21 protein-coding genes are annotated in these 25,082 nt (G+C 55.3%); 15 read left to right on the top strand and 6 right to left on the bottom strand.

Annotated features, from left to right (window positions below; genetic code table 11):
- Position 1 precedes the first annotated feature (1 nt).
- The 6 genes from ACFDAU_RS10805 to ACFDAU_RS10780 form a co-directional block, all read right to left on the bottom strand.
- Positions 2-1,588 (bottom strand): glucan biosynthesis protein, encoded by a 1,587-nt coding sequence (locus ACFDAU_RS10805; RefSeq protein WP_413436938.1) that lies wholly within the window; start codon positions 1,586-1,588, stop codon positions 2-4.
- Positions 1,540-4,110: a glucans biosynthesis glucosyltransferase MdoH gene (mdoH, locus tag ACFDAU_RS10800; protein ID WP_413436937.1), complete on the bottom strand. Its 2,571-nt coding sequence runs from the start codon at positions 4,108-4,110 to the stop codon at positions 1,540-1,542. Before mdoH ends, ACFDAU_RS10805 begins: the two co-directional genes overlap by 49 nt.
- Complete coding sequence (locus tag ACFDAU_RS10795; RefSeq protein WP_413436936.1) at positions 4,083-5,624, bottom strand: glucan biosynthesis protein G; 1,542 nt, start codon at positions 5,622-5,624, stop codon at positions 4,083-4,085. The genes mdoH and ACFDAU_RS10795 overlap by 28 nt, the downstream gene beginning before the upstream one ends.
- A gap of 230 nt (positions 5,625-5,854) precedes the next feature.
- The gene (locus ACFDAU_RS10790) at positions 5,855-6,487 is read right to left on the bottom strand and encodes a phosphatase PAP2 family protein (RefSeq protein WP_413436935.1); all 633 of its coding nucleotides are present in this window, start codon (positions 6,485-6,487) and stop codon (positions 5,855-5,857) included.
- Positions 6,488-6,490: 3 nt separating this feature from the next.
- Positions 6,491-7,336, bottom strand: coding sequence for an S-formylglutathione hydrolase (fghA, locus tag ACFDAU_RS10785; protein ID WP_413436934.1), 846 nt, complete (start codon positions 7,334-7,336; stop codon positions 6,491-6,493).
- A 10-nt stretch (positions 7,337-7,346) separates the two neighbouring features.
- Positions 7,347-8,453 carry an S-(hydroxymethyl)glutathione dehydrogenase/class III alcohol dehydrogenase gene (locus tag ACFDAU_RS10780; RefSeq protein ID WP_413436933.1) on the bottom strand — a complete coding sequence of 369 codons (1,107 nt, stop codon included), beginning with the start codon at positions 8,451-8,453 and terminating at the stop codon, positions 7,347-7,349.
- 180 nt (positions 8,454-8,633) lie between these two features.
- Between ACFDAU_RS10780 and ACFDAU_RS10775 the strand changes: the two genes are divergently transcribed.
- The 15 genes from ACFDAU_RS10775 to ACFDAU_RS10705 all read left to right on the top strand — a co-directional run bounded on the left by ACFDAU_RS10775 (position 8,634) and on the right by ACFDAU_RS10705 (position 25,003).
- Positions 8,634-10,046: an HD-GYP domain-containing protein gene (locus ACFDAU_RS10775; protein ID WP_413436932.1), complete on the top strand. Its 1,413-nt coding sequence runs from the start codon at positions 8,634-8,636 to the stop codon at positions 10,044-10,046.
- Between the two features lie 21 nt (positions 10,047-10,067).
- Positions 10,068-10,454 (top strand): hypothetical protein, encoded by a 387-nt coding sequence (locus ACFDAU_RS10770; protein WP_413436931.1) that lies wholly within the window; start codon positions 10,068-10,070, stop codon positions 10,452-10,454.
- A 587-nt stretch (positions 10,455-11,041) separates the two neighbouring features.
- Positions 11,042-11,476, top strand: coding sequence for a hypothetical protein (locus ACFDAU_RS10765; protein WP_413436930.1), 435 nt, complete (start codon positions 11,042-11,044; stop codon positions 11,474-11,476).
- A 385-nt stretch (positions 11,477-11,861) separates the two neighbouring features.
- Positions 11,862-13,256 carry an undecaprenyl-phosphate glucose phosphotransferase gene (locus ACFDAU_RS10760; RefSeq protein ID WP_413436929.1) on the top strand — a complete coding sequence of 465 codons (1,395 nt, stop codon included), beginning with the start codon at positions 11,862-11,864 and terminating at the stop codon, positions 13,254-13,256.
- 88 nt (positions 13,257-13,344) lie between these two features.
- Complete coding sequence (locus ACFDAU_RS10755; protein WP_413436928.1) at positions 13,345-13,686, top strand: hypothetical protein; 342 nt, start codon at positions 13,345-13,347, stop codon at positions 13,684-13,686.
- Positions 13,687-13,753: 67 nt separating this feature from the next.
- Positions 13,754-14,824, top strand: coding sequence for a dTDP-glucose 4,6-dehydratase (gene rfbB / locus ACFDAU_RS10750; protein ID WP_413436927.1), 1,071 nt, complete (start codon positions 13,754-13,756; stop codon positions 14,822-14,824).
- A complete protein-coding gene (gene rfbA, locus ACFDAU_RS10745; protein WP_413436926.1) occupies positions 14,821-15,702 on the top strand; it encodes a glucose-1-phosphate thymidylyltransferase RfbA in 882 nt (293 codons plus the stop codon). The genes rfbB and rfbA overlap by 4 nt, the downstream gene beginning before the upstream one ends.
- Positions 15,703-15,739: 37 nt before the next feature.
- Positions 15,740-17,164 (top strand): mannose-1-phosphate guanylyltransferase/mannose-6-phosphate isomerase, encoded by a 1,425-nt coding sequence (locus ACFDAU_RS10740; RefSeq protein ID WP_413439538.1) that lies wholly within the window; start codon positions 15,740-15,742, stop codon positions 17,162-17,164.
- A 16-nt stretch (positions 17,165-17,180) separates the two neighbouring features.
- Entirely contained in the window at positions 17,181-18,380 is a 1,200-nt protein-coding gene (gene epsL, locus ACFDAU_RS10735; RefSeq protein WP_413436925.1) for an XrtB/PEP-CTERM-associated polysaccharide biosynthesis outer membrane protein EpsL, read from the top strand.
- Between the two features lie 76 nt (positions 18,381-18,456).
- Complete coding sequence (gene epsE / locus ACFDAU_RS10730; RefSeq protein ID WP_413436924.1) at positions 18,457-19,242, top strand: polysaccharide export protein EpsE; 786 nt, start codon at positions 18,457-18,459, stop codon at positions 19,240-19,242.
- 15 nt (positions 19,243-19,257) lie between these two features.
- Positions 19,258-20,643, top strand: coding sequence for a chain length determinant protein EpsF (gene epsF / locus ACFDAU_RS10725; RefSeq protein WP_413436923.1), 1,386 nt, complete (start codon positions 19,258-19,260; stop codon positions 20,641-20,643).
- Between the two features lie 14 nt (positions 20,644-20,657).
- Positions 20,658-21,542, top strand: coding sequence for a polysaccharide biosynthesis tyrosine autokinase (locus ACFDAU_RS10720; protein WP_413436922.1), 885 nt, complete (start codon positions 20,658-20,660; stop codon positions 21,540-21,542).
- 130 nt (positions 21,543-21,672) lie between these two features.
- A complete protein-coding gene (locus ACFDAU_RS10715; protein WP_413436921.1) occupies positions 21,673-23,130 on the top strand; it encodes a lipopolysaccharide biosynthesis protein in 1,458 nt (485 codons plus the stop codon).
- Positions 23,131-23,171: 41 nt separating this feature from the next.
- Positions 23,172-24,386, top strand: coding sequence for a glycosyltransferase family 4 protein (locus tag ACFDAU_RS10710; RefSeq protein ID WP_413436920.1), 1,215 nt, complete (start codon positions 23,172-23,174; stop codon positions 24,384-24,386).
- Between the two features lie 11 nt (positions 24,387-24,397).
- A complete protein-coding gene (locus tag ACFDAU_RS10705; RefSeq protein ID WP_413436919.1) occupies positions 24,398-25,003 on the top strand; it encodes a serine O-acetyltransferase in 606 nt (201 codons plus the stop codon).
- Positions 25,004-25,082: the final 79 nt, after the last annotated feature.

The raw sequence follows: 25,082 nt of genomic DNA, 5'->3' as shown, positions 1-25,082 counted from the left end.
ATCACAAGGGCGGCAGCACCTGTGGTGGTGTCCACTGGTACAGCCAGGTCTCGCTTAATGCCTGGCCGTCTGCGCGCAAATACAGTCGAAGATTGATCGGCTCCGTCGACGTGTCCGTGGGTTTCAGATCGAACATTGCCCGCAATCCATGGATGGATTCAAGTGGACGTACCGAGGTAAGCTCGACTTTGCCACGCGAAGCCGTGATCACCGCTTTGACTGCCGTATCTTTGCCGAGCATGGGCAGTTCGCCGCCGGCGAAATCGATCACGAAGCGCCAGGAAAAATATTTGCGCTTCTGCCCGACAATGCCGCCCTGTCCGGTACGGGTGGCGACCACTCGGGCGAGCGGCGATGCGAAGGGTGGTTTCGCGCCCCAGTAAAGGCGATAGGCGAACAGCAACTCCTGACCGGCCTGCGTGGGCTGGGCCGGATTCCAGAACGCGACGATGTTGTCCGAGGTCTCGTCCGCCGCCGGTAATTCGATCAGCTGTATCGAGCCCTTGCCCCAGTTCGAGCGCGGCTCGACCCACACGCTGGGGCGGCGTTCGTAGAAAGCGCCGTCGTCCTGGTAGTGGTCGAAATTGCGGTCGCGCTGGAGCAGGCCGAAGCCGCGCGGATTGTCGTCGGCGTAGGCGTTGAAACGCAGGCTCGCCGGATTGGTCAGCGGCCGCCAGATCCATTCGCCGTTGCCGCTCCATATCGCCAGTCCGTCGGTATCGTGGATTTCCGGCCGCCAGTCGTTGTTGATGCGATGATCGTTCTCGCCGTAAAGGAACATGCTGGTCAGCGGCGCCACGCCCAGCCGCTCGATCGGTTTGCGTGGGTACAGTGCGGCATCGACATCCATGATCATCCGCGCTGCCGGATGAATGACGAAACGATAGGCGCCGGAAATGCTGGGGGAATCCATCAACGCGTAGACCGTAAGCATGTCCGATTCCGGTTCGGGTCGTTCAAACCAGAAGGCGGTGAAGCGCGGGAACTCTTCGCTGCGCGCCATGCCGCTGTCGATGGCCAGGCCGCGCGCCGACTGGCCGTACTGCATCTCCGCCCCGACGGCACGGAAATAACTCGCGCCCAGAAAGGCGGCGATGTCGCGTTTATCGTCGGTATGGTAGAACAGCTGGAAGCCGGCGAAGCCAAGATTTTTGGGCAAGTGCGTCCCCTGCAGCCCGCTCTTGCCATAATCGAACATGTCCGCGTCATAGGCGATTTCCTGGGCCTGGCCGTCATTCACCTCATACATGCGCACCGGGGTTTTGAAAAACAGCCCCAGATGAAAAAATCGTATCTGGAAACGCAAGCGGTCTTTTGCCCACAACGCATGGGCAGGGCGGTAGCGGATCGCCTGGAACTGGTCCCAATCGAGTTTCTGTACGCGCTCCGGAAGTGTCTCGCCGGGGGCATGATAGGTGCTGCCGGCCAATGCGCGAGCTTGCCCCTTGAGCGCGGCAAAATCGAAATGCTGGCGCCCGCCCAGGACTTTCAGCGGGGCCTCCCCCGTTACGGCAGCGCGGCTCAGCGGTGGAAATGCAGCTAGGCCGAGCGCTGCAGCACCGGCTTTAAGGAAATCGCGTCGGAACATGGTGGGTTGTCCGTGGTCGTTTGGGAAAGGGTATTGCGCCATGCCGGATGCGCCAGCTCCGAAGTCCAGACTTCGAAGTGCAGGCGCGAAAGCGTGATGGGGTCGTTGAGCAAGTGCATCCTGCGGCCTGCATCAAGCGCTGCCGGGCCTTCCCGGAGCGCTTTTTGCAACAGTCTTGCGCGGCTCTCTGCAACGCGGAATTGCCGGAAACGGGGTACGCCCGTGGCGCAGATCAAGGCGTTGGTGGCCGGATCAACGACCGCATCAATGAAGTCCGGCGGGGCATCGGCATGCGCGGCGTAGTCATGCGTCTGGCGCAGTTCTGCGGGGGGATTCAGTTCTTCAGGAATCAGGAAAAGGCATGTCCTGCGCAGGCGCTGTCCCAGGGACACGCGACTGGAGAATACCGATATCGGTATCGAGAGCATCAGCGCGCTGACGACAGGCAATAACCATAGCAGGTAGGAGGGCTTGAGCCAGTAGACGCCTCCAGCCCATACCAGACCCAGCAGCGTATGCCAGCCGTGACGGCGCAGCGCTTCGCCCCAGCCGGTTTCGGCATTTTCCCGCGGAGGCGATTTCCATTTGACACCTCGCCCCAGCAATGGCGCCAGCACGAAACTGGTATGAAACAGCATGCGGATTGGAGCCAGCAGCGCCGAAAACACTATCTCGATCAACATGCTCAGACCGAGACGCAGCCGCCCGCCAAAATGCTTTGCACCCTGAATCCAGATCAGCATGACACTGAGTATTTTGGGCAGGAAAAGCAACGCCGCGGTGACCGAAAACAGCGCAATGGCGCGCTGCGGATCCCATTGCGGCCATATGGGAAACAACTGGAACGGCTGGGTGAAGTATTCCGGCGTTGCAAGGGCGTGCACGGCGAGCTGGGCGGTGGACAGGAGCAGGAACAGGAACCACAGCGGAGCGGACACATAGGCAGCCGCCCCGGTCATGAATACCGCCCGGTGCGCAGGGTGCACGCCATTTGCCAGGAGCAGCCGGAAGTTCATCAGGTTGCCCTGGCACCAGCGCCGGTCGCGCTTCAGTTCATCGATCAGATTGGGAGGGACTTCTTCGTAACTTCCGGGCAGGTCATAGGCGATCCATACGGTCCAGCCGGCACGCCGCATCAGCGCGGCTTCCACGAAGTCATGCGAGAGAATTTCGCCCGACAGGGGGCCGCCCCCCGCCAGCCGTCCCAGCGCGCAGTGACGCATGAAGGGCGCCACGCGGAGGATTGCGTTGTGTCCCCAGTAATGCGATTCGCCCAGTTGCCAGAAATGCAGCCCGGCCACGAAGATCGGCCCGTACACGCGGCTGGCGAACTGCTGCATGCGCGCATACAGGGTATCGCGCCCGGCCACCAGCGGTGCGGACTGGATGATGCCGGCACCGGGGTTGGCTTCCATCAAACGCACGAGACTGATGAGGCACTCGCCGCTCATCACGCTGTCGGCATCGAGCACGACCATGTAGCGGTAGTTGGCGCCCCAGCGCCGGCAGAAATCGGCGACATTGCCGCTCTTGCGCTTGACCCGGTGCTGGCGCCAGCGGTAGAACACATGTCCGAAACCCTGTACCTCGCGGCACAGCTCGAGCCAGGCATTGACCTCGGCGACGCGGTTGTCGGCGCTGCTGCTGTCGCTGAGGATAAAGAAGTCGAAGTGCTGCAACTCGCCGCTGCGTGCCAGCGATTCATGGGTGGCGCGCAACCCGGCGAATACACGCGCCACGTTTTCGTTGCAGATCGGCATGATGATCGCGGTGCGCGCCTGATCGCCGATAGGCATATCGGCGGCGCTGCTGGCGGAAATCGCGTAGCGATCGCCGCCCGCGAGTTTCAGCACAAAGCCCATCATGGCGGTCCAGAAGCCAACCGAAACCCAGCCGGACAAAATAGCGAACAGGATCAGGATGGCAATTTCCAGCGCTTGCTGCCCATGATAGGGCAACACGGCTGCCATGGCGCTGGTGGAAAAATAGACCTGGGCAATGATCAATACCAGCAATACCACGCGACGCAGGGTGGCGGCGGCTTGCCAGCCGCCAGGGGCCGCGGCTCCGGCCTGGGCCGGATGCTCTCCTTCATGGCTGCCAGCCTGACTGAATCGTAGTTGGCGCGACTTGAACAGCCGCAAACTGGGCTTGGGTGGCCAATGTAGCGGGGCCATGGTGCTGCGCCTGATTGTCGGACTGGCGGGTAAACATATTTGTGCTTGCACAGCAGGTCCGGCAATGGTTTCGGGCGCTAGCGGCAGGGTCTTGTGGTTGATGGCGAGTCGGCTGCAGATCGAAGCAAGCGCGGGGGTGTCAGTATCGACAGGGTGATCGGAGCCGGCGAGCGCAGTATGCAAACCCGTCATGGCTTCCTGAGGGTTGCATGGATATTGTTCTGCTACCTGGGTGAGCAGCTCATAGCGCCGTTCCTGCGCCAAAGGCAAACGGTCCAGATAGCGTTCACAAATACTTTGGCCAGGAAAGCAGTGTTTCAATCGGGTGGCAAGATGTAGCTCCATGTTTCGGATATCCCCTTGTTATCGCTGCGCAACGAAGCGCGCAACTCCACTGGTTTATTCGCGTCGATTCTTTGCAAACGCAAGGAGAGGCGCCACCCGCCCGTGGCATCGTTGCGGATCAGTTTTTGCTCCAGAAGCTTGCCGTTTGCATCGACGGATACCATTGCCTCGGGCTTCAACTCGGCGGTGTTCGTGTCTGGTGGCGGATTGCCTGCGAAATCGATCGCCAGTGAGATGCTCCCGTCAGGCGCATGCGTATAGCCTCTGCCATGCAATGTTTGTGCCACCCACAACTCGGGTGGTCGCGTAGCTTTATTCTTCTGCCACAATATGCGGTAGGAGAAATCATAACCAGTTTTTGGTGCGGGCTGCTTGTCCGGCACCCAGTAGGCAACGATGTTGTCGTTGGTCTCGTCCGGGGTGGGAATCTGCACCAGCTCGACGCGGCCGGCGCCCCACTGGCCTTTGGGCTCAACCCACGCGCTGGGGCGAAGTTCGTAACGCAAAACCGGATCCTCGTAATCGGAAAAGTCGCGTTCGCGCTGCATCAGCCCGAAGCCGAACGGGTTGGTCGTGCCAAACGAGGTAACCAGCAGACGCTTGGGGTTGCTCAACGGACGCCATATCCATTCGTCATTACCCATATGGATCGAGAGTCCGTCAGAGTCGTGTACCGACGGGCGGAAATCGTCGCTGTCCGGGTGTTGTCCACGGCCAAAGTAAAACATGCTGGTCAGCGGCGCCAGACCCAGCTTGCCGACCGGGCTGCGCAGATACAGGCGGGCGGTCACATCCATTACCGTATCAACCCCCGGTTGCAGCACGAAGCGATAGGCGCCGGTGGCGCGCGGCGAATCAAGCAGGCCGTAGATGATCAGCTGTTTGTCTGAAGGTTGCGGACGCAACACCCAGAATTCCACGAAGCGCGGAAATTCTTCGCCGGTGCCCAGCGCAGTGTCAATCGCCAGTCCGCGTGCCGACAGGCCATAACGTTGCCCCTTGCCGAGCGCGCGAAAGTAGCTTGCACCGAGGAAGGACAGGACTTCATCCTTGTGGGTGGCCGAATTGATGGGATAGCGCACGCGAAATCCGGCGAAGCCGAGGCCACGCAATTTGCCGGGGTCAATCTTGTTGGTCCCGTAGTCGAAGTCATTCGGGTCGAAGCGAATTTCGCGCACCCCCTGAGCCGTGACTTCGTTGATCTTGACCGGCTGGTCGAAGTGCCAGCCGGGTGGAAAAAAATCCACATTGAAAGGCACTTTGGCGTCGTGCCACAGCGTGCGGTCTTTCTTGTAGCGGATCTGATGGTAATGTTCATAGTCCAGCGCGCGTAATTCAGGCGGCAACGCAACATCCGGTTTCTTGAATGATTCACTTGCAAGTTGTTTTGCACGTTGCGCGACATCCTGAAAATCGAAGGCCGACGCAGGCGCAGACAGACAGATGAACAGAAAACCAGCGACACAGGCGAGCCGTGAAACCCGCCAGGAAGGAGGGACTGTTCGGGAAAGCACGGGCGCACAACAGCGGGGGAACGGCAGTAAAAAAGTCAAATTCAATGAGGCTCCGGCTTGGCATTATTAACTTATTAGTGGTTCAGGCACCCTCGCGTCCGAACCAAGGCGGGTACCCTTGAGAACAACTCGCGGGAGAGAAAGTTCCCGAATCCGGCCAGCACTGTGCAGCATTACCGAATGCGCCGCGGACAAGCCTATCGGATTACCGACCGCAGGGCGGAATGATGCTAATACGACTGAAAGTTAGCGGAACGCGGCTTCCAGCCGATACGGGTGAACGGCTGATCGTGCCCCGATACTGCGAGCGCCACCTCTTCGATCCAGCGTTCGGTAGGAACCGGTTTCAAATAGGATGAAGCAATCACGGCCAGCAGTCCGGCCACCAGCGCCCAGCGGCTCACCCGAAAGGCCTTGAGCGAAGCTGCGCTGCGCAGAAAAACAATGCTGATCAAACCGCCCAGCACAAAGCCTGCCACGGCTTCGGAAATCGAATGTGCGTGAATGACCACGCGCGAAACGTCGATGGCGATGGATATGCCCAATCCCACCGTTGCACCCAGCATGCGCATCAATGGTGTGCTGCGCAGCATCACCAGATAAAACAATACCGGATACACCGCCGTTGCACGCATGGCATGGCCGCTGATACCGGTAAAATCCAGCGCCTGGATACCCAATCCCCAGCCGATGAATGCGATTTTCGTTGCTACGACCAGTGCCATGCCGCCGATAAACAGTACGCACCACCAGCCAGCCAGCCGCCAGGCGCGTCCCATCATCAGCCAGGCGGTAATGGCGGCCGCTGCCGGTGCGGTCACGACGATGCCGCCGAAGCTGGTCAGTTTGAGCCAGGAGATCATGCGTTATGCACCGAGAATGCGCTGGTGGAACGCGAGGTGGTCTTCGATAAAAGTGGCAATGAAGTAATAGCTGTGGTCATAACCGGCGTGCCGGCGCAGGGTAAGCGGCTGTTGTGCGACTGCGCACGCTGCTTCAAATTCATTCGGCAGCAGCTGTTCCTGCAAAAATTTGTCGTTCAACCCCTGGTCGATCAGGATACCGTGCGGGAAGGGTGTGGTGCGTTTTTGCATCAGTTCGCTGGCATCGTATTGCTGCCAGTCGGATTGGTTGGCACCGAGATAATGGGCGAAGGCTTTCTGTCCCCACGGACACTGCGCTGGTGCAGCCACGGGCGCAAACGCCGACACCGAGCGATAGATATCCGGGTTGCGCAGTGCCAGAACCAGCGCACCATGGCCACCCATGGAATGGCCGAACACGCCGATGCGGTCAGCTTGCGCAGGGAATGCGTCGAGGATCAGGCGGCGCAGTTCCTGCGTGATGTAGCTGTCCATGTTGAAGTGCTGGTTCCACGGCGCCTGTGTCGCATCCAGATAAAACCCGGCGCCCTCGCCGAAATCCCAATGGTCGGTTGCGCCTGTGATGCCGGTATCGCGCGGGCTGGTATCCGGCGCCACCAGCATGATGCCGTGCTGCGCGGCAAAGCGCTGCGCGCCGGCCTTGATCATGAAGGTTTCCTCGCTGCAGGTGAGCCCCGCCAGGTAGAACAGAACCGGCACCGGATGCTGTTTGGCCTGCGGCGGTTGATACACCGAGAAGCGCATCGGCAGACCGATGGCAGCCGAGTCGTGGCGATAGAAACCCTGTACGCCGCCGAAGCAGGCGTGTTCGCTGATGCATTCGAGCATGGTCGGCGTCTCAATAAATCACAACGGAACGAATCGATTCGCCGCGTTTCATCAGGTCGAAGCCGTCGTTGATCTGATCCAGCGTCAGGCGATGGGTAATCAGATCGTCGATATTGAGCTTGCCGTCCATGTACCAGTCGACGATTTTGGGTACGTCGGTGCGCCCGCGTGCGCCGCCGAATGCGGAGCCTTTCCAGACCCGTCCGGTCACCAGCTGGAACGGTCGCGTGCTGATCTCCTCGCCGCCAGCGGCCACGCCGATGATGATGGATTGACCCCAGCCCTTGTGGCAGCATTCCAGCGCCTGACGCATGGTAGTGACGTTGCCGATGCACTCAAAGCTGTAATCGGCGCCGCCATCGGTCAGCGCGATGATGCGATCCACCACGTTGTCCACTTCCTTGGGGTTCACGAAATCGGTCATGCCGAATTGGCGCGCCATTGCTTCGCGTGCAGGGTTGATGTCGACGCCGATGATCTTGTTGGCGCCCACCATGCGCGCGGCCTGGATCACATTCAGCCCGATCCCGCCCAGGCCGAATACCACTACATTCGCACCGGCTTCGACCTTGGCGGTAAAAATCACCGCACCGACGCCTGTGGTCACGCCGCAACCGATATAGCACACCTTGTCGAACGGCGCGTCTGCGCGAATCTTTGCCAGCGCGATTTCCGGCACCACGATGTAATTGGAAAAGGTGGAGGTGCCCATATAGTGAAAAATGGGTTTGCCGTCGATGGAAAACCGGCTGGTCGCATCCGGCATCAGGCCGCGCCCCTGGGTGGAGCGGATGGCCTGGCACAGATTGGTTTTCTGCGACAGGCAGAACTTGCACTGCCGGCATTCCGGTGTGTACAGCGGGATGACGTGATCGTCCTTCTTCAGGCTTTTGACGTCGGGGCCGACGTCCACCACCACGCCGGCGCCCTCATGACCGAGGATGGCCGGGAAAATGCCTTCCGGGTCGGCGCCGGACAAAGTGTAGTAATCGGTATGGCAAATACCGGTGGCCTTGATTTCCACCAGCACCTCGCCGGCACGTGGGCCACCCAGTTCCACCTCCTCGATCGTCAGGGGTTGTCCGGCCTTCCATGCGACTGCGGCTCTGGTTTTCATGGAAAATGTTCCTTCATGTAAATGCTGATGCAGTGAATGGGATCCAGCACGCTGAAAATTAAAAACAGGTGCGAGTATAACGGCTGCAGCTGAGTTTCGAACCGGGCGAGCAGCGGGCACTCGCTGATAGAGGCCGGTTTTCCGGTAAAGTTTTGTGGAATACAACCGAAACTCAATATTATGGGTTCTATCTATGCGCTTCAATCAACAGCCGTCGAGCAGATTTCGCTTTCCGCGATTATCGGCTCGCTCAGCTATGCCCTTGATCTGACTGAAGGTTTGCCTGCCGGGCATAGTCTGCGCAGCTGCTGGGTTGGCATGCATGTGGGCCAGCGCATGGGTATGGACAGCCAGGAGCTGTCGCATCTCTATTACACCATTCTGCTCAAGGATGCGGGTTGCAGCAGTAATGCCGCGCGTTTGTTCGAGCTCTACGGTACGGATGAACGCCTGATCAAACGCGACTTCAAGCAGGTCGATTCAGACAGTCTGATGCATCTGGGGCGATTCGTACTTTCCCATGCAGGAATTGGGAAATCTCTGCATGAGCGGGTGACCCGCATTATGAATCTGGCCCAGAATGGCAATGAGTTCGCCACCGAACTGGTAGCTACGCGTTGTGAGCGGGGCGCCAGCATTGCTCGCCAGCTCGGTTTCGACGATGAGGTGGCAGCAGGCATCCGCTGTCTGGACGAACACTGGAACGGCCACGGCAAACCTGCGCGACTGGCGGGTACACAGATCCCCCTCAATGCACGGATTGCTTTGCTGTCGCAAGTCATCGATGTATTCCATTCCGCTGGCGGCGCAGCGCTTGCCCTGGAGGAAGTCGGCAAACGTTCGGGTTCATGGTTTGATCCTGATGTGGTGAATGCTTTCAATGAGGTCGAGAAACAGCATGATTTCTGGAGCGGTTTGACCGATGACGGCTTGCAGCAAAAAGTCAGCCTGCTGGAGCCTGAATCCCGAGTGATCAGGATTGATGAAGACCGCCTGGATACCATAGCCGAAGCCTTTGCCCAGGTAATCGATGCGAAAAGTCCTTATACCTATGGGCATAGCAGCCGGGTTGCTGCGTATACATTGGCTGTGGCCAATGCCATGGGGCTCCCTGTAGCGCGGCAGAGATGGCTGCGCCGGGGTGCGCTGTTGCATGACATTGGCAAGCTGGGTGTGAGTAATGCCGTACTGGATAAACCGGGCAGGCTGGATGCAGATGAATGGGAGCAGGTAAAATCGCATGCCGCGCACTCTGAACAAATTCTGGCGCGCATGCGTATTTTTTCGGAATTGTCTTTTGTCGCTGGCGCGCACCATGAACGCCTTGATGGTAAAGGCTATCCGCGTGGGCTGATCGCCGCGCACATCCCCCTCGAAACCCGGATTATCACGGTCGCTGATATTTTTGATGCGATTACCGCTGACCGCCCCTACCGCGGACCGATACCCATACCGGAAGCCATTGCCATCATGGAAAAAGAGCGCGGCACGGCGATCGATGGAGATTGCCTGGATGCTCTAAAACGCTCGCTGCCTGGACTGGACGCGGGAGCCGATCAAGCTGCTACACGATTACAGCCTGGGGTTTCATAACACCTAAAAGAGGAGGTTGTCATGCGGGAGACCATTGAAATTCTGGGAAAAAGTATTCTGGTTGAATGGACCAGGGCAGCTGAAAATGCTCTGAATGAACTGGACTCACCGCTGCTGGTGGAAATGGAGCTGTTGTTTAGCTGCCTGATACGTAAAGCGGTCCGGTTCAGGCCAGGCGACGTCAATCCGGATAAATTTGTATTCGTCACTCCGCAGATGAAAGTACGTTTCCGTCCCGTGATGACAAAGGCTTGCCGCATCAGTGATCTGGGGGAAGGAGAAACGCCACTGACCGATTTTCCGATTAAAAAATCTTCCGCGTTCGTGCCTAAATATCTTTTCATTGATTATCAGCGCGGCAAGTGGAGCGGGGAGTTTCAACTGGTCGAATTTGCGCAAAACCGGTAATTCATTAAGGGGGTAAATTGGATGGCAATCGATTTCCCGGAACTTGCTTATCCAGTAGACCCAAAGCATTTCACCCCGGGATGGGGTTTGCGCTTGATACGGTGTGAACCGCTGAGGCGCTTTACATCGCCGGCCTATATCAGCCATTCATGCTGAAAAGGATTCGCGTCGCCATTTAGCAACATCGATAAAAGCCGCCAGGCTTCTGATTTTCTCCGAATAATAAAAACATTATTGATTTAGTGTCTCCAACAAGAGACAAAATAAGCCCTTTCACTTTCCATTCAAGTAACCGCGGTCTTTCCGCGATCTTTTTGCTCCAGGCAATTTCAATTGCACAGATTTAGTGTCCTGGTTTTCTCTTTGAATGGTCCGGTGTTTCCGCGCCTGGCCCATCTCTCGTGATAAATCTGTCTGGAATCAGAGACATTAATCGACTGCTCGTGCCGCAGAAATAATTTACAAGCCAATGAATAATATGGAAATTGTATTAATGGCATAGGGTTTGCTAAGGTGACTGGCGGCAAGTTTAATCTTACGCCATCTGCACGAGATAAAGCATTGACAACCCTATGGAGAAATTAAGGATGAACAAATTGATGACTAACCAGAATCCACTCACTATGAAAAAACTATTTTGTAATCTGTTAGGCAGCGCTGCCATTTTTGCTGTAGCAGGAAGCGCATCTGCCGTGGGCGTAGGTGCCGGGCTGGGCGCAAATGTTGGCGCAGGCGCGGGCGGCAATGCGGGTATGGAGGCACCTGCGGCAGCAGGAGCTCGCGCAGCGGGATCGGTCGACGCGAACATGAGTGGCTCAAGTCATATGAGCACGGAAGGCAGCGCCAATCAAAATTCCCAAACGTCTCCCGAAGCAACTAAAGGTATGGAGCGGGCGCATGAGCGCATGAACGAAATGGGTAGCGAACATGAGCAAGCCACAGAAGCCGGAGCCAAAACCAAGCACTCCGTGAAATCCCATCACAAAGGGAAATCAACCGCCAAAGGCAAAGCGCAACAATAGTGCAAAGTGATGAATGCATACTTGGAGCGAATACGGCGCACCGCATGGTGAAGTGAAAAAGACTGTGTTTGCTGCATGATTCTTGCTTATCGAATCTGGATAGGAAAGGTTAGAAATTTTCCAGGCGATTCGCAGGAGGCAAACACAGGAGCTCCATTTCTTGATTTTTCTGTGTGCGAGAACGCACATACTGTGAGGTAGCCTCGCTATATCCTCATGCAATTTCGAAGCTTGGTAATTTTATTTTTATGTAAAGGTTACTGCTTGGCCGCGTAGTCATGGGTACTTTCTCATTCCGGCACACCCGGAAAATTGGCGTGAATTTCCCGGTTTTTGTTTTCGGGAACAGGCTGGTTAATACAACAATACAAATGTGAGGGTCCGAATGTTTGGTGGCTATGAACATCCAGTCTTAAGTTTGGCTAAACGCTTAGTCAACCCTCTGGTAATTTTCTTTTCATTAATTATTGCTGTAGTCGTGGAGCAGCAGAAATTCGACGGACTGTACCTGTTGCTGGGGATACTGGCATTCCTGGTTGCTTCACAAGTATTTGATGGATTCGAATTTTTTGAAGAATGCAGCCTTAGCGGTATAGGTAGTTTTAAGCATGGCAGAAATCTGCTGATTGCCTGGACCCTGGTGATAGTCATATTGACTGCTATAGGGTCTTTCAGCGGCATTGTCGATGACTACAATCCACGGGTTCTGCTGTTATGGGGCTTGATTACGCCGGTGTTGCTATTCCTTGGGCACTCGCTTGTGCGCACCTATCTCGAGATATTGCGCAGTAACGGCAGTACAGTTCGACGCTCGGTAATTGTCGGCGCAAATGAACTGGGTCACAAGCTCGCTGACAGGATTTATCAACAACGCAGCCTGATGACCAAGGTTGAGGCTTTTTTCGATGATCGGACCGGTGATCGTTGCGAGAATGAACTCAAAAACGTTGTGTTCGGCGGCATTGATGATGTGGCGAAATATGTTGCAGAGCATGAAATTGATCTGGTCTACATTACCTTGCCGATCCTCAATCATCCTCGTGTGATCGATTTGGTCAATTCTCTTCGTGATACCACCGCATCGATCTATTTTGTGCCTGATGTGTTCATGTTCGATCTGGTTCAGGCACGTCTGGACAACGTCAATGGTATTCCCGTCATCTCGGTATTCGAGACGCCGTTGACCGGCATTAACGCAGTTCATAAACGTGCTTTCGATATCGTGGCAGCCAGTCTGATTTTATGTGCAATAGCACCGCTGATGCTCATTATCGCGGCTCTGGTGAAGGCAACTTCAAAGGGTCCGGTGATATTCAAACAGCATCGCTACGGAGTGGATGGTGAAGAAATCATGGTCTACAAATTTCGGTCAATGTGCGTGTGCGAGGACAGCGATGTTGTCACACAGGCGACCCAAAATGATGCACGTGTGACCCGGATTGGTGCCATTTTGCGCAAGACTTCACTGGATGAATTGCCGCAATTTTTCAATGTGTTGCAGGGGTCGATGAGTATTGTAGGGCCGCGCCCGCACGCAATTGCACACAACGAGCATTATCGCAAACTGATTCATGGCTATATGTGGCGGCACAAGGTCAAGCCCGGCATTACCGGGTGGGCTCAAATCAATGGTTATCGAGGCGAGACCGACACGATAGACAAGATGGAAGGACGGGTAATTTACGATATTGCTTACTTGAAAAGCTGGTCGTTGTGGCTGGATCTGACCATTATTTTTAAAACCCTGAAGCTGGTTCTGAAAGATGCTCACGCGTACTGATCAGGCAATGCTGGCTCGGGTATTCAACCCGGATCTTGGCCTGAAAAATGCTTATTTGAAATAGACCTTTACAGGAAATGAATTTCTTATGTCACTGAAAATACATAAATTTATCGGAGCCGTTGCTTTGCTAATGGCCGCTTTTGCTGGCTCGCTGCCAAGCGATACCGCTGCTTCCAGTTCGCCGGCAGCAACGACAAATGCAACTAACGCCAACAGGAATCACCCGCCAGAGGTGGTTGCGGTGTCCTATCGCACCCCGGCTTTTTCAAGCTTTGCCAGCTCTGCGACGGCCGCGCAGATACAGGATAGATCAAGTGTCTCCGCCGAGCCGGCTGTGGATGTCTGGACCATGCTTGTAGCGCTCCTTGGGCTGGTTGGTTTGCGTCTCTGGCATGGCGGCAAGAAACGCCTGCCGGTCATTCAATGAACTGCGCGGGCGGAACTTCAAAACAGTTTTCGACAAAGTGGCGAATCGAATAATAACGAGGCAGAAAATGATATTAGTCACAGGCGGAGCAGGTTTCATAGGCGCTAACTTTATACTTGACTGGCTGAATCAATCCGGCGAAGCCCTGATCAATCTGGACAAACTGACCTATGCGGGCAATCTCGCCAATCTGGCCAGTCTGGAGGGGGACGAGCGTCACCGGTTTGTCCAGGGCGACATAGGCGATACAGAATTGTTACGTCAACTGCTGCAAGACTATCAACCGCGTGCGGTGGTTAACTTCGCAGCGGAAAGTCATGTGGATCGCTCCATCCTTGGCCCGGCAGAATTCATCGAGACCAATGTGGTGGGCAGTTTCCATCTGCTGGAGGCGGTGCGTTCCTACTGGAGCAGACTGAATGATGCAAACAAGACGGCTTTTCGTTTTCTGCATGTCTCCACCGACGAAGTATACGGTTCGCTCGGTGCCCCTGATCCAGCTTTCAGCGAAACCACGGCTTACGCACCCAACAGCCCGTATTCTGCATCCAAGGCAGCTTCGGATCATCTGGTACGAGCCTATCACCACACCTATGGTCTGCCGGTGCTGACCACCAATTGTTCCAATAATTACGGGCCTTACCAGTTCCCGGAAAAACTCATTCCCCTGGTGATTCATAACGCCCTGGCCGGCAAGCCGCTACCGATATACGGAGACGGCAGCAATGTGCGCGACTGGCTTTATGTGTCCGACCATTGCGAAGCCATTCGGGCTGTGCTGGAGCGCGGAAAAGTTGGAGAAACCTACAATATTGGTGGATGTAACGAGAAAACCAATCTGCAGGTAGTCAAGACCATCTGCACTTTGCTCGATGAGATGAGTACCGGGTCTCCAGTGGTGCCGCATGAACAACTCATCACTTTCGTGGCAGACCGTCCCGGCCATGATCAACGTTACGCTATAGATGCCAGCAAGATCGAGCGGGAACTGGGCTGGTCTCCGCGGGAGACTTTCGAGAGTGGCATGCGCAAGACGGTAGCTTGGTACCTGGATAACCAGCACTGGGTGGCAAACGTGCAGAGTGGCGACTATCGGCAGTGGATGGAAACCAACTATAACGAACGGGCGATGGCATGACACGCAAAGGAATTATTCTTGCCGGCGGTTCCGGCACTCGACTTTATCCGGTCACTCATGCAGTCTCCAAGCAGTTGCTGCCGGTGTATGACAAGCCCATGGTGTATTACCCTTTATCCACGCTCATGCTGTCCGGCATCCGGGATATTCTGCTGATTTCCACACCGCAGGATACGCCGCGTTTTGAACACTTGCTGGGGGACGGAGGTCAATGGGGATTGAATCTGTGTTACGCCGTACAGGCTTCCCCGGATGGGCTGGCACAGGCCTTTATCATCGGTGAATCATTTCTCGACGGAACGCCCAGCGCGCTGGTATTGGGCGACAATATTTTTTACGGCCATGACCTGCCTGCTGGGCTCAGTTTGGCCGATGGCAAAGCGCAAGGCGCTACCGTTTTTGCTTACCCGGTGAAAGATCCCGAGCGTTATGGTGTAGTCGAATTCGACTCTGAGGGCCATGCGATCAGCCTGGAAGAAAAGCCGTCCCAGCCTAAATCCCGCTACGCCGTTACCGGTCTCTATTTTTATGACGATCGTGTAGTGGAGGTAGCCAAGGCGCTCAAGCCATCGCCGCGCGGCGAACTGGAAATCACCGATGTAAACAGTCAATACCTGGCCTGGGGTGAATTGGATGTACAGGTGATGGGACGTGGTCACGCCTGGCTGGATACCGGAACGCATGAATCGCTTCTGGAAGCTTCCCTGTTTATCGAAACCATAGAAAAACGCCAGGGTCTGAAAATCGCCTGTCCGGAAGAAATCGCCTATCGCCAGGGTTTTATCGATGCCGCGCAACTGGAGCAGCTTGCGCAACCGATGAGCAAAAACGGCTATGGTCGCTATCTGCAGGATTTGCTGAAGGAACGGATTTTTTAATCATGACTGGATCAGTAAAAACTTCAGGAAATCAATGATGCACAACGCGCTCTATCCAATTATTTTGTCCGGCGGCTCTGGTACGCGCTTGTGGCCGCTGTCCCGTGCTGCACTACCCAAGCAGCTTTTGCCGTTGTGCTCTGAACATAGCTTATTTCAGGAAACTGTCAGCCGTGTGGCGAGCCTGCCGGATACAGCGCCACCGCTGGTCATCTGCAACGACGAACATCGTTTCATGATCGCTGAGCAATTACGTGCACTGCAGATTCAGCCCAGTGCGATTTTTCTCGAACCAGTCGGACGTAATACTGCGCCAGCGGTAGCGATTGCTGCCCTGGAAGTGATCCGCAGGGAACCCGAGGGCATGATGCTGGTATTGCCTGCCGACCATTTGATTCGCGACCAGGCAGCGTTTCATCGCGCTGTGCTCCAGGCTACGTTACTGGCAGAAAAAGGCCTGCTGGTTACCTTTGGTGTTGTTGCCAGAGCGCCGGAAACCGGCTACGGCTATATCCGTAAAGGAGAAACCCTGACGGACGTGGATGGCACCTATCGGGTCCAGGCTTTTGTGGAAAAGCCCGACCTGGCGACTGCCCAGTCCTATCTGGATAGCGGTGAATACTACTGGAACAGCGGCATGTTCCTGTTCCGTGCCAAGGATTTTCTGACAGAGCTGCGCCTCTTTCGTCCGGATATTCTCAGCGCCTGTGAAGCCGCCGTGGCAGCCGCCAGAAGCGATCTCGATTTCATCCGTCTGGATCCAGCCACCTTCGCTGCATGTCCTTCGGAATCGGTCGATTACGCGGTGATGGAAAACACCAAAAAGGCCGCAGTCGTGCCTGCCGATATCGGCTGGAACGATATCGGAGCGTGGGATGCGCTGTGGGAAGTAGGCAGCAAGGATGCAGCAGGGAATGTGACGCGTGGCGACGTTTTGCTGGAAGGCGCAGGCAACAATCTGGTACGCGCGGAATCGCGTCTGGTGGTGGCATTGGGCGTGGATGACCTAGTGATCGTGGAAACTGTCGACGCAGTACTGGTTGCGCACAAGAGCCGGGTGCAAGACGTCAAGAAGATAGTGGACAAACTCAAGACCGACAAGCGTTGCGAGCACCTCTATCACAGCCGTGTTCATCGCCCATGGGGTTGGTACGAGGGCATCGATGCCGGTGACCGATTTCAGGTCAAGCGCATCATGGTCAAGCCCGATGAAAAGCTATCGCTGCAAATGCATCACCATCGTGCGGAACACTGGATCGTGGTCTCGGGTACCGCGAAAGTGGTGCGCGGCGAAGATGAAATCATGCTGAGTGAAAATCAGTCCACTTACATCCCATTAGGAAGTAAACATCGTCTGGAAAACCCCGGCAAGATTCCTTTGCATCTGATCGAGGTGCAATCCGGTGCCTATCTGGGTGAGGATGATATTGTTCGTTATGATGATATTTATAAACGTAACTGACACGCAGGGTATAAACATGAGAGGAAAACTTGCTTTGCTTGTGATGGTGGCTGTAACCACTGTTCCGGCGCGCGCGGATTCGGAAGATACCTTCACGCCGTATCTGCGTGGCGTATATAACTATGACAGCAACCTGTTTCGTTTGGAGAATGACCAGGCGGCAATTAACCAGTTGGGGACTACCAACAAGGCCGAATCCTATCAAACGTTGGGAGCCGGAATGAACATGAATTGGCGCCTCAGCCGGCAGGCAATCAAGGGTCATATTGAAGTCAATCGTACCCATTACAACACCTACAATGTGCTGGACTACGATGGCCGCGACGCGCTGTTGCAGTGGGACTGGCTGCTGGGAAGCATCGCGTCGGGGGATCTGGGCATTACGGATACGTCAACCCAGGGCAGCTTTGCCAATATTAACCAGCCGATCAGCAATCTGGTTACCATGAGATCGGGTTATTTTCACGGTGACGTCAAGCTCGATAGCCGCTGGAAATTAAAAACCGGAGTGGTCAGGTCGGAATTGAACAACAGCGCGGCGAGCAGGAAAATTCTGAACGCTACTGTGGACACGACTACTGCCGGGCTTCAGTACCAGACCCCCAAAGGGACGCTGATCGAATGGGCGAGCCAGGTCAGTAACGGTAAATATCCAAATCGCCAGATTGTAGGTCTGGCGCCCGTGGATAACGGCTACAGGCAATGGGATCATGGCGTGATTACCACCTGGGAGCCCACTGGCAAGACCAAGCTGTTGGGACGATTGAACTACACCAGACGCACCTACGCCGATGTACCGCAGCGCGATTTTTCCGGATTCACCGGGCGCGTGGCTGGAGACTGGTCCGTCACGGACAAAACGCTGCTGGAACTGGCTCTATACCGTGATATTGGTGCCGTTGATGAAAACACGGCCAGCTACTCCCTGAATCAGGGTGCCGATCTCAGTGCGAACTGGCGTGCCACCTCGAAACTCGCATTCCGCACCAAGCTCAGCTACGTGAACATCGATTATTCGGGCGACCCCGGATTTGTGCTGACCTCAGCGCCAGCCCGACGCGACAAACTTACTACCCTGCAAGCCGGAGTGGATTACGCGGTACTGCGTAATACCAAACTCGGACTGGTGCTGGAACACGGCGTGCGCAATTCCAACCAGGCCTTGGCCAGTTATCGCTATAACAGTGCCATGGTCAGTCTGCGCAGTGAGTTTTAGTCGTTATGCCAAGCGCTGAAAACTGGAATGCCGGCTTTCACATTGATTTGTTTTAATTTAGAGAAGGAAAGTAGTTATGAAAGCAATCGTCTATCTCCTGTTTCTGGTTATGACAACACTGGCCATGCCTGCTGTTGCGGGCGATTATCTTCTGGGCAGCGGGGACGTTGTCCATGTCACGGTTTACGGGCATCCGGATCTAAACATCGATGCCCGGATTGATGAACAGGGCAAGATCAATTTTCCTCTGGTGGGCGAGATTCATGTGGCAGGCGACACAGCCAGCGTTGCGCAAAACCGGATTGGACAGGCGCTCATGAAAGGCGGCTACATCAAGAATGCCCAGGTAAACCTGGTGGTGAAGCAATACCGAAGCACACAGGTTTCGGTGCTGGGTCAGGTGAACCATCCTGGCAAATATCCACTGGAATCCACCAGTACAGTGACCGATCTGCTCGCCATGGCGGGAGGAGTCACCCTCGCGGGTTCCGACACATTGATTCTGATGCACAAGCAGGATGGAAAGACTCAGGAAACCAAGATCAATATCCCGGACCTGTTCCAGGGCGGTAATGCCGATTTGAATCGGCAGGTGGCGGCCGACGATGTTATCTATGTGCCGCGTGCGCCGGTTTTCTATATCTACGGTGAAGTTCAGCATCCCGGTGCGTTCCGCCTGGAGCAGAATATGAATGTCATGCAGGCCATATCCCTGGGTGGGGGTATTACTCAGCGCGGCACGCAAAAAGGCGTACAGATACGCAGGCGTGGACCGGATGGCAAGGTGGTCACGCTGCATGCTTCGCTGACAGACCCAGTGCTTCCGGACGATGTGGTTTATGTCAAGGAAAGCCTGTTTTAAATCGGCGAGAAAACTATGAATGCGATGAGCTTTTTAAGGTTGTTGTGGGCACGCAAATGGATTGTGTTTGTCATCCTGGGCATTACTGTCATTGCGACGGTTATCGCCACTAAAATGATGCCTCCAAAATATACGGCTGTAGCCAGTGTAGTGGTCGATCCAAAAGGTAAGGACGGCCTGACTGGAGCGGCGGTACAGGCGGATGCCATGTCAGGTTACATGGCTACCCAGGCGGATATTCTGGGTAGCCATAATGTGGCTTTGAAAGTGGTGAATAAACTCAACCTGACGCAGGACCCCTTTGTACGCCAGCGATTGCTGCACAATACCAAGGCAAAGATAGACGCTAACCAGTTAGCCGATATCTTGCTCAGGACGCTGACTGTCAAACTGTCTCGGGAAAGTAATGTATTTAACGTTTCATACACAGCCGATGACCCGAGGTTTGCGCAACTCATTGCCAATGCTTTTGTTCAGGAATACATCCAGACTAATCTGGATATGCGTACCGGGCCGGCCCTTGAATCCAATAAATGGTACGCGGGGCAAATCAAGGATATTCGGGACCAGCTGGAATTGGCTCAGAAACGCCTGTCGGATTATCAGCGCAAAAAAGGTATTGTGGCGGTGGATGAACGTCTCGACGTGGAGACACAGCGATTGGCGGATCTATCCCATCAATTAGTAGCTGCCCAGGATCAGACCTTTGAGAGCCAGTCACGCAGTAGCCGTTCCACCGACCAACTGGCAGAGGTCATAAATAACCCGCTCATCCAGTCCATTAAATCCGACTTGCTTAAAGCCGAGGCAAAGCGTGATCAGCTATCCAAAACCCTCGGCGTCAATCATCCTGATTATCAACGCGTCCAGGCCGAAGTGGATACACTGCGCCAAAAACTCGCGCAGGAAACTCGCAACGCACAGACCAGCGTCGCCACTAGCCTGCATGTTGCGCAGCAAAGGCAATCTGAGTTGCAGGCTGCCGTGGCGGCGCAAAAGGCGAAGATCATGGCTTTCAAGCAGCTGCGAGACGAGGGTGCCGTGCTTACTCAGGATGTCGTAAACATCCAGAAAGCTTACGATCAGGCTTTGCAACGTGCCACCCAGACGCGGATGGAGAGCCAGGCAAATCAAACGGATGTCAGCATCCTCAATCCGGCCCTTGCCCCACGCTATCCATCTGGTCCGAACCTGATTCTGAATGTGGCCTTGGCTATCGTCTTCGGTGCGACGCTCGGGATTGTGGTTGCATGGCTGGTGGAGATGCGTGATCGGCGCGTCCGTTCCGAGGAAGATTTGATGCAGGCACTGGGAGTGCCGGTACTGATCACTTTGAAATCAGTTGAGTTGCCCAGGAAAAACAAGCGATTGACTCCCCCACCTTCATTATTGCCGAACTGATAGGGAGCGCCTCCATGACCCTTCCCCGCGAACCATTTATTAGCAAGACGCAGACTTTTTTGCCTGCGAATCCTGATGACGTCATCGGTAAATTGCTGTTGCAGGCAGGCAAACTCAAGCAAGCCGACGTGGCAAAAGTGCTTGCGCTGCAAACGGATGAATCGTTGCGTTTCGGTGAAGCGGCAGTGCGGTTGGGTCTGGTTACCGAAGAAGACGTCAGCCGCGCCATCGCCAGTCAGTTTGATTACACCTATTTGCTACCCGGAGAAGGAGGGTTTAGCGAGGAACTGGTATGTGCCTATCGCCCTTATACCGAGCCTGCAGAAAAATTGCGCATGGTCCGCAATCAGTTGATCAGCCGATGGTTTGGGTGCGGCCAAAAGAACCTTAGTGTGATCGGGGCAGGGGCGGGGGTGGGGACCAGCTACCTGTCGGCCAATCTCGCAGTGTCTTTTTCCCAGCTGGGTCAACGTACCTTGCTGGTGGATGCGAATATGCATGCCCCGCGGCAACATAAAATTTTCTGTCTGGACAATCATGTCGGACTGTCAAATGTTCTGGCTGGCCGCGTGGATATGTCTGCCATTGTTCCAGTGAAGGCACTCGTGGGTTTGTCCATTCTACCGAGTGGCACTATCGTCCCCAATCCTGCCGAAATTATCGGTCGTTCAAGCACGCGTAAATTGATAGAACTGATTGGGCAGAATTTCGATGTGGTGTTATTTGACACGCCGTCATTCAACGATTATGCGGAAGCGGCCAGTCTCGCTGTGATGACCGGCGGTAGTTTGCTGGTGGCAAACCGGCATAAAACGCGCTATCAGGATGTGAAGAAAATCCAGGAAATGTTGCAGGGCACAGGAGCCCAGATCGTGGGTAGTCTGTTGAACCGGGACTAACTGTGTACTGTATATATTCCACCGTTTACTTGCGAATGAATGCCGTTCATGCATGGATGGCTACTCCTGGAAATTCGGGAGATGATTTGTTTCTTTCGTTTGCAGGAAGCATGTCCGAGGTTGCGAACCAATGACCGACTCCCTGCGCAGTAAAGTGCTGTCCGGACTCGTCTGGTCGATATTGCAGAGCTGGGGGGTGAAGCTCGCGACTTTGCTCTTGTTCATGGTATTGGCGCGAGTGCTGGATCCACACCAGCTTGGCGTATTTGCTGCGGCCATGGTGGTACTGTCCTTTGTCGGAATATTCATTGATCAGGGACTCAGCCAAGCTATCGTGCAGCGTGCGCAGATCACGGTACAGCAGCTCAATACGGTGTTTCTAATCAACCTTGGCCTTGCTGTATTGATATTCGTAATCTTGTGGTTTGCGTCGCCACTGATAGCCGAATACCTGAAAATAATTGAATTGACAGACGTTCTGCGGGTAGCCAGTCTGGTCATTATTATCAGTGCAACCTGTTTCAGTCAGCAGGCCATGTTGCATAGGAATTTCCGCTACCGCTGGCTCGCCATCAGTGCACTGGTGGCTACGCTGATATCCGGGATAACGGGAATCGTGTGCGCACTGCACGGCCTGGGTACCTGGAGTCTTGTGATACAAATGCTGACGGGTTCGGTGATCGGAGCCGCCATGATGTGGACGCAACCGCAGTGGCGTTTTTCGTTTGATCTTGATTTTTCCGGCGTGCGCGAACTGCTCAGCTATGGCATGAATCGCCTCGGTACCAGTCTGCTGGATTTTATCAATACGCGTTATGTCGAGATATTTGTGGCGGCAACCTTGGGGCCGGTTGCGCTCGGCATCTATTCGGTTGGCGTGCGTATCTATCAGGCACTTATGCAAGCGCTGAGTGCAGCGATACTCGATGTCGCGCTTAACGGATTCTCGCGCCTTGCTCATGATCCTGTTGCCTTGAGAGAGGCCTACTACAAGGCGGTCACCCTGACCGCAGCTGTCGCCATACCGGTGTTCTGCCTGCTGGCGGCCATAGCACCGGAAGTGACTGTCGTGTTTTTCGGGAATAAGTGGGCGGGTAGCGCAGAGGTGTTGAGGCCCATGGCTTTACTGGGCGCCCTACATGTTGTGGAGTACTACAACGGGACGCTTTTCAATGCGATCGGAAAACCTTCGATAGGCCTCAAGTTCGTGGTATTCAAGACGGTGACCACCTTTGTTTCGCTATGGTTGATGCGCGAGCCCGATCTCCTGTCTATCGTTTACGTGTACGTTGCCAGCCAGCTGGTGGCAATGCCGCTCAGTTTCTACCTGGTGCAGCGCATCGTCGGGGTTTCGCTGTGGACGATGTTTTTGCGGATCTGGAGATTCCTTGCCGCGTGCATACTGGGAATGGTCCTGATCACATTGGGCCGGCATGTGGGAATGATTGCGGATCTGAACCTGTTTTCCAGATTCGTTGTCCTGGGCGTGCTCGGTAGTCTGGGCTACGTGGGTTTTCTGGCGCTGACTGCCCGCGCGCAGCTACGTGAACTATACGTATTGCTCCGCGTGCGGCGGCAGCCCGGCTGAGCCGGTCTTCATGATGTGCCTGATCGAACAACTGGAAGCTTATGCAAGCAACTGACCTTACCTATCCCTTAAATCTCTTGCTGATACTGAGTGAATCGCCGCTCGCCCTGGACTCGGGCGGAAGCGTGGCCGCGCGCGATCGGGCGGTATTGATGGAGGGTCTGGCCGAACTGGATATTGCCTACGTTGACTGGAACAGTCAGGGTATCGGCAGCCTTGCGCCAGCGGCGAGGGCGGTATGCCAGCCAATCTCCATCGCGCGGCCCGAGCGGAACGCAACGCTCGGTTTGCGCCTGCGCAGGCGACTGCATGCCCGATTCGGTAGCCTGCTGCATCGCGGTCCCTGGTTTTTTGGGCAATTCAGCGCCAGCCAGGTGGAGCGGCAGATGCGTCAATATCTGGATGCCTGTAATCCCGATGTGGTGTGCTTTGATAACATTCCGAGCACGATAGCGTGGGATGTTTGCGCGGATCACAAGCGTGTCTATTTTGCCCATAACGTTGAGGCGGACATCGTGCACTACACGTTCGCAAAGGGGCTAATGCACAAGCTGGAGCGGTCGCGCATGTGTGAACACGAAGCCCGTATCGTGCGCGAAGCGGACATGGTCGTGGGTTTTTCCCGGCGCGACTGCGAGGCGCTGCGCGAGATTGCGCCTAATCAGCTATTTGTGGTTGTTCCGCCGGCATTTCCGCCACCCTTGCCGGAACCGCTTCAGGTGCGCACCGGACAGCCTTACGCAATCATACCCAGCAATGCTGCCTGGCCACCCAATGTGCTTTCGCTGCGCTGGTTCGCAAACGAAGTGTTGCCGCATGTTTCACCCCAGGTGCGCATCATGCTCACCGGGCGCGACCAGGACGGCTTTCTGGCCAGCCTGGCGCGCGAGCATGGCCAGTTGCACTATTCAGGCCTGCTTGACCGGGACCATTACGAACAGGTTTTCAGGGATGCGAGTCTTTTCATCAATCCGACCTGTTACGGGTCCGGATTCCAGATCAAGCTGATGGAGGCCCTCCGGTTTGGCATCCCGGTTATTTCCACCGCATTCAGCAATCATCTGGATGACGCATTGACTGCAACCGATGACCCGCAACGGATGGCACAGATGATCAATGAATGGATGGCGCATGGCCGCGGCGTGAAGCCGGTCGACTACGACCAGTTGCATCGAAAGGCCAGGGAGGGTTTGCAGACGGCGCTGGACCGATTTGTCAGGTGCAAAGTCCCCGCTTCCCGAATGCGGGCGGCCTGACGGACAGGAAGATGGTGAACAAAGTTTTTTTTTGGCTTGTTTTTCCGTTGAGCTCCATACGCCTTATCCCGCACGCACTGATAATGAAATTCGGGTCGGAAAGGACGGTGCTTGCTGCCGATGTGGCCCGATGGGCCAAGATTTATATGGAAACACCATCCGCAGAGAAAAACTTATATGCATTTTTATTTTTGATGACTTACTACGAGGAATTCCGGAACCTGTTTTATTACCGCGCCGGCATGTTGGGCAGGCTTTTCCGGCCGCTGTGCAGGCCCATGTCGACCCTGTTTATCCAGGCCGGAAAAATTGGCCCGGGCCTGTTTATCCAGCATGGGTTCGCAACCATCATCAGCGCAGAAACAATCGGGAGCAATTGCTGGATCAACCAGCAGGTCACTATTGGCTGGGCGGATCAAAGCGGACGCCCGGTGATCAAGGATGACGTGACCATTAACGCTGGCGCGAAAGTGATCGGGAATATTGTTATCGGGGCCAATTCAAAAGTGGGTGCCAACGCGGTGGTGGTCAAGAACGTACCGCCAGATTGCACGGTTGTTGGAGTGCCGGCTTATATCGTCAGGAAGAACGGGGTGAAGCTCCGGGAACCCCTGTGAAGAGAAAAGGCATAGAACCACAATGTTGCAGCTATCGGCTGACGCATAACCTCGGCGCGATGACAGGTGAGCAGGAAAA

Source organism: Sulfuriferula sp. GW1 (genome assembly GCF_047300855.1).
Taxonomy (GTDB): domain Bacteria; phylum Pseudomonadota; class Gammaproteobacteria; order Burkholderiales; family Sulfuriferulaceae; genus Sulfuriferula.
Note: the sequence above shows the minus strand (reverse complement) of the source record. Positions and strands in the feature narration are given on the sequence as shown.

Coding starts and splice junctions, on each gene's coding strand:
- ACFDAU_RS10805 (WP_413436938.1), bottom strand. CDS start 1,588: ATGTTCCGACGCGATTTCCTTAAAGCCGGTGCTGCAGCGCTCGGCCTA.
- mdoH (WP_413436937.1), bottom strand. CDS start 4,110: ATGGAGCTACATCTTGCCACCCGATTGAAACACTGCTTTCCTGGCCAA.
- ACFDAU_RS10790 (WP_413436935.1), bottom strand. CDS start 6,487: ATGATCTCCTGGCTCAAACTGACCAGCTTCGGCGGCATCGTCGTGACC.
- fghA (WP_413436934.1), bottom strand. CDS start 7,336: ATGCTCGAATGCATCAGCGAACACGCCTGCTTCGGCGGCGTACAGGGT.
- ACFDAU_RS10780 (WP_413436933.1), bottom strand. CDS start 8,453: ATGAAAACCAGAGCCGCAGTCGCATGGAAGGCCGGACAACCCCTGACG.
- ACFDAU_RS10775 (WP_413436932.1), top strand. CDS start 8,634: ATGGGTTCTATCTATGCGCTTCAATCAACAGCCGTCGAGCAGATTTCG.
- ACFDAU_RS10770 (WP_413436931.1), top strand. CDS start 10,068: ATGCGGGAGACCATTGAAATTCTGGGAAAAAGTATTCTGGTTGAATGG.
- ACFDAU_RS10765 (WP_413436930.1), top strand. CDS start 11,042: ATGAACAAATTGATGACTAACCAGAATCCACTCACTATGAAAAAACTA.
- ACFDAU_RS10760 (WP_413436929.1), top strand. CDS start 11,862: ATGTTTGGTGGCTATGAACATCCAGTCTTAAGTTTGGCTAAACGCTTA.
- ACFDAU_RS10755 (WP_413436928.1), top strand. CDS start 13,345: ATGTCACTGAAAATACATAAATTTATCGGAGCCGTTGCTTTGCTAATG.
- rfbB (WP_413436927.1), top strand. CDS start 13,754: ATGATATTAGTCACAGGCGGAGCAGGTTTCATAGGCGCTAACTTTATA.
- rfbA (WP_413436926.1), top strand. CDS start 14,821: ATGACACGCAAAGGAATTATTCTTGCCGGCGGTTCCGGCACTCGACTT.
- ACFDAU_RS10740 (WP_413439538.1), top strand. CDS start 15,740: ATGCACAACGCGCTCTATCCAATTATTTTGTCCGGCGGCTCTGGTACG.
- epsL (WP_413436925.1), top strand. CDS start 17,181: ATGAGAGGAAAACTTGCTTTGCTTGTGATGGTGGCTGTAACCACTGTT.
- epsE (WP_413436924.1), top strand. CDS start 18,457: ATGAAAGCAATCGTCTATCTCCTGTTTCTGGTTATGACAACACTGGCC.
- epsF (WP_413436923.1), top strand. CDS start 19,258: ATGAATGCGATGAGCTTTTTAAGGTTGTTGTGGGCACGCAAATGGATT.
- ACFDAU_RS10720 (WP_413436922.1), top strand. CDS start 20,658: ATGACCCTTCCCCGCGAACCATTTATTAGCAAGACGCAGACTTTTTTG.
- ACFDAU_RS10715 (WP_413436921.1), top strand. CDS start 21,673: ATGACCGACTCCCTGCGCAGTAAAGTGCTGTCCGGACTCGTCTGGTCG.
- ACFDAU_RS10710 (WP_413436920.1), top strand. CDS start 23,172: ATGCAAGCAACTGACCTTACCTATCCCTTAAATCTCTTGCTGATACTG.
- ACFDAU_RS10705 (WP_413436919.1), top strand. CDS start 24,398: ATGGTGAACAAAGTTTTTTTTTGGCTTGTTTTTCCGTTGAGCTCCATA.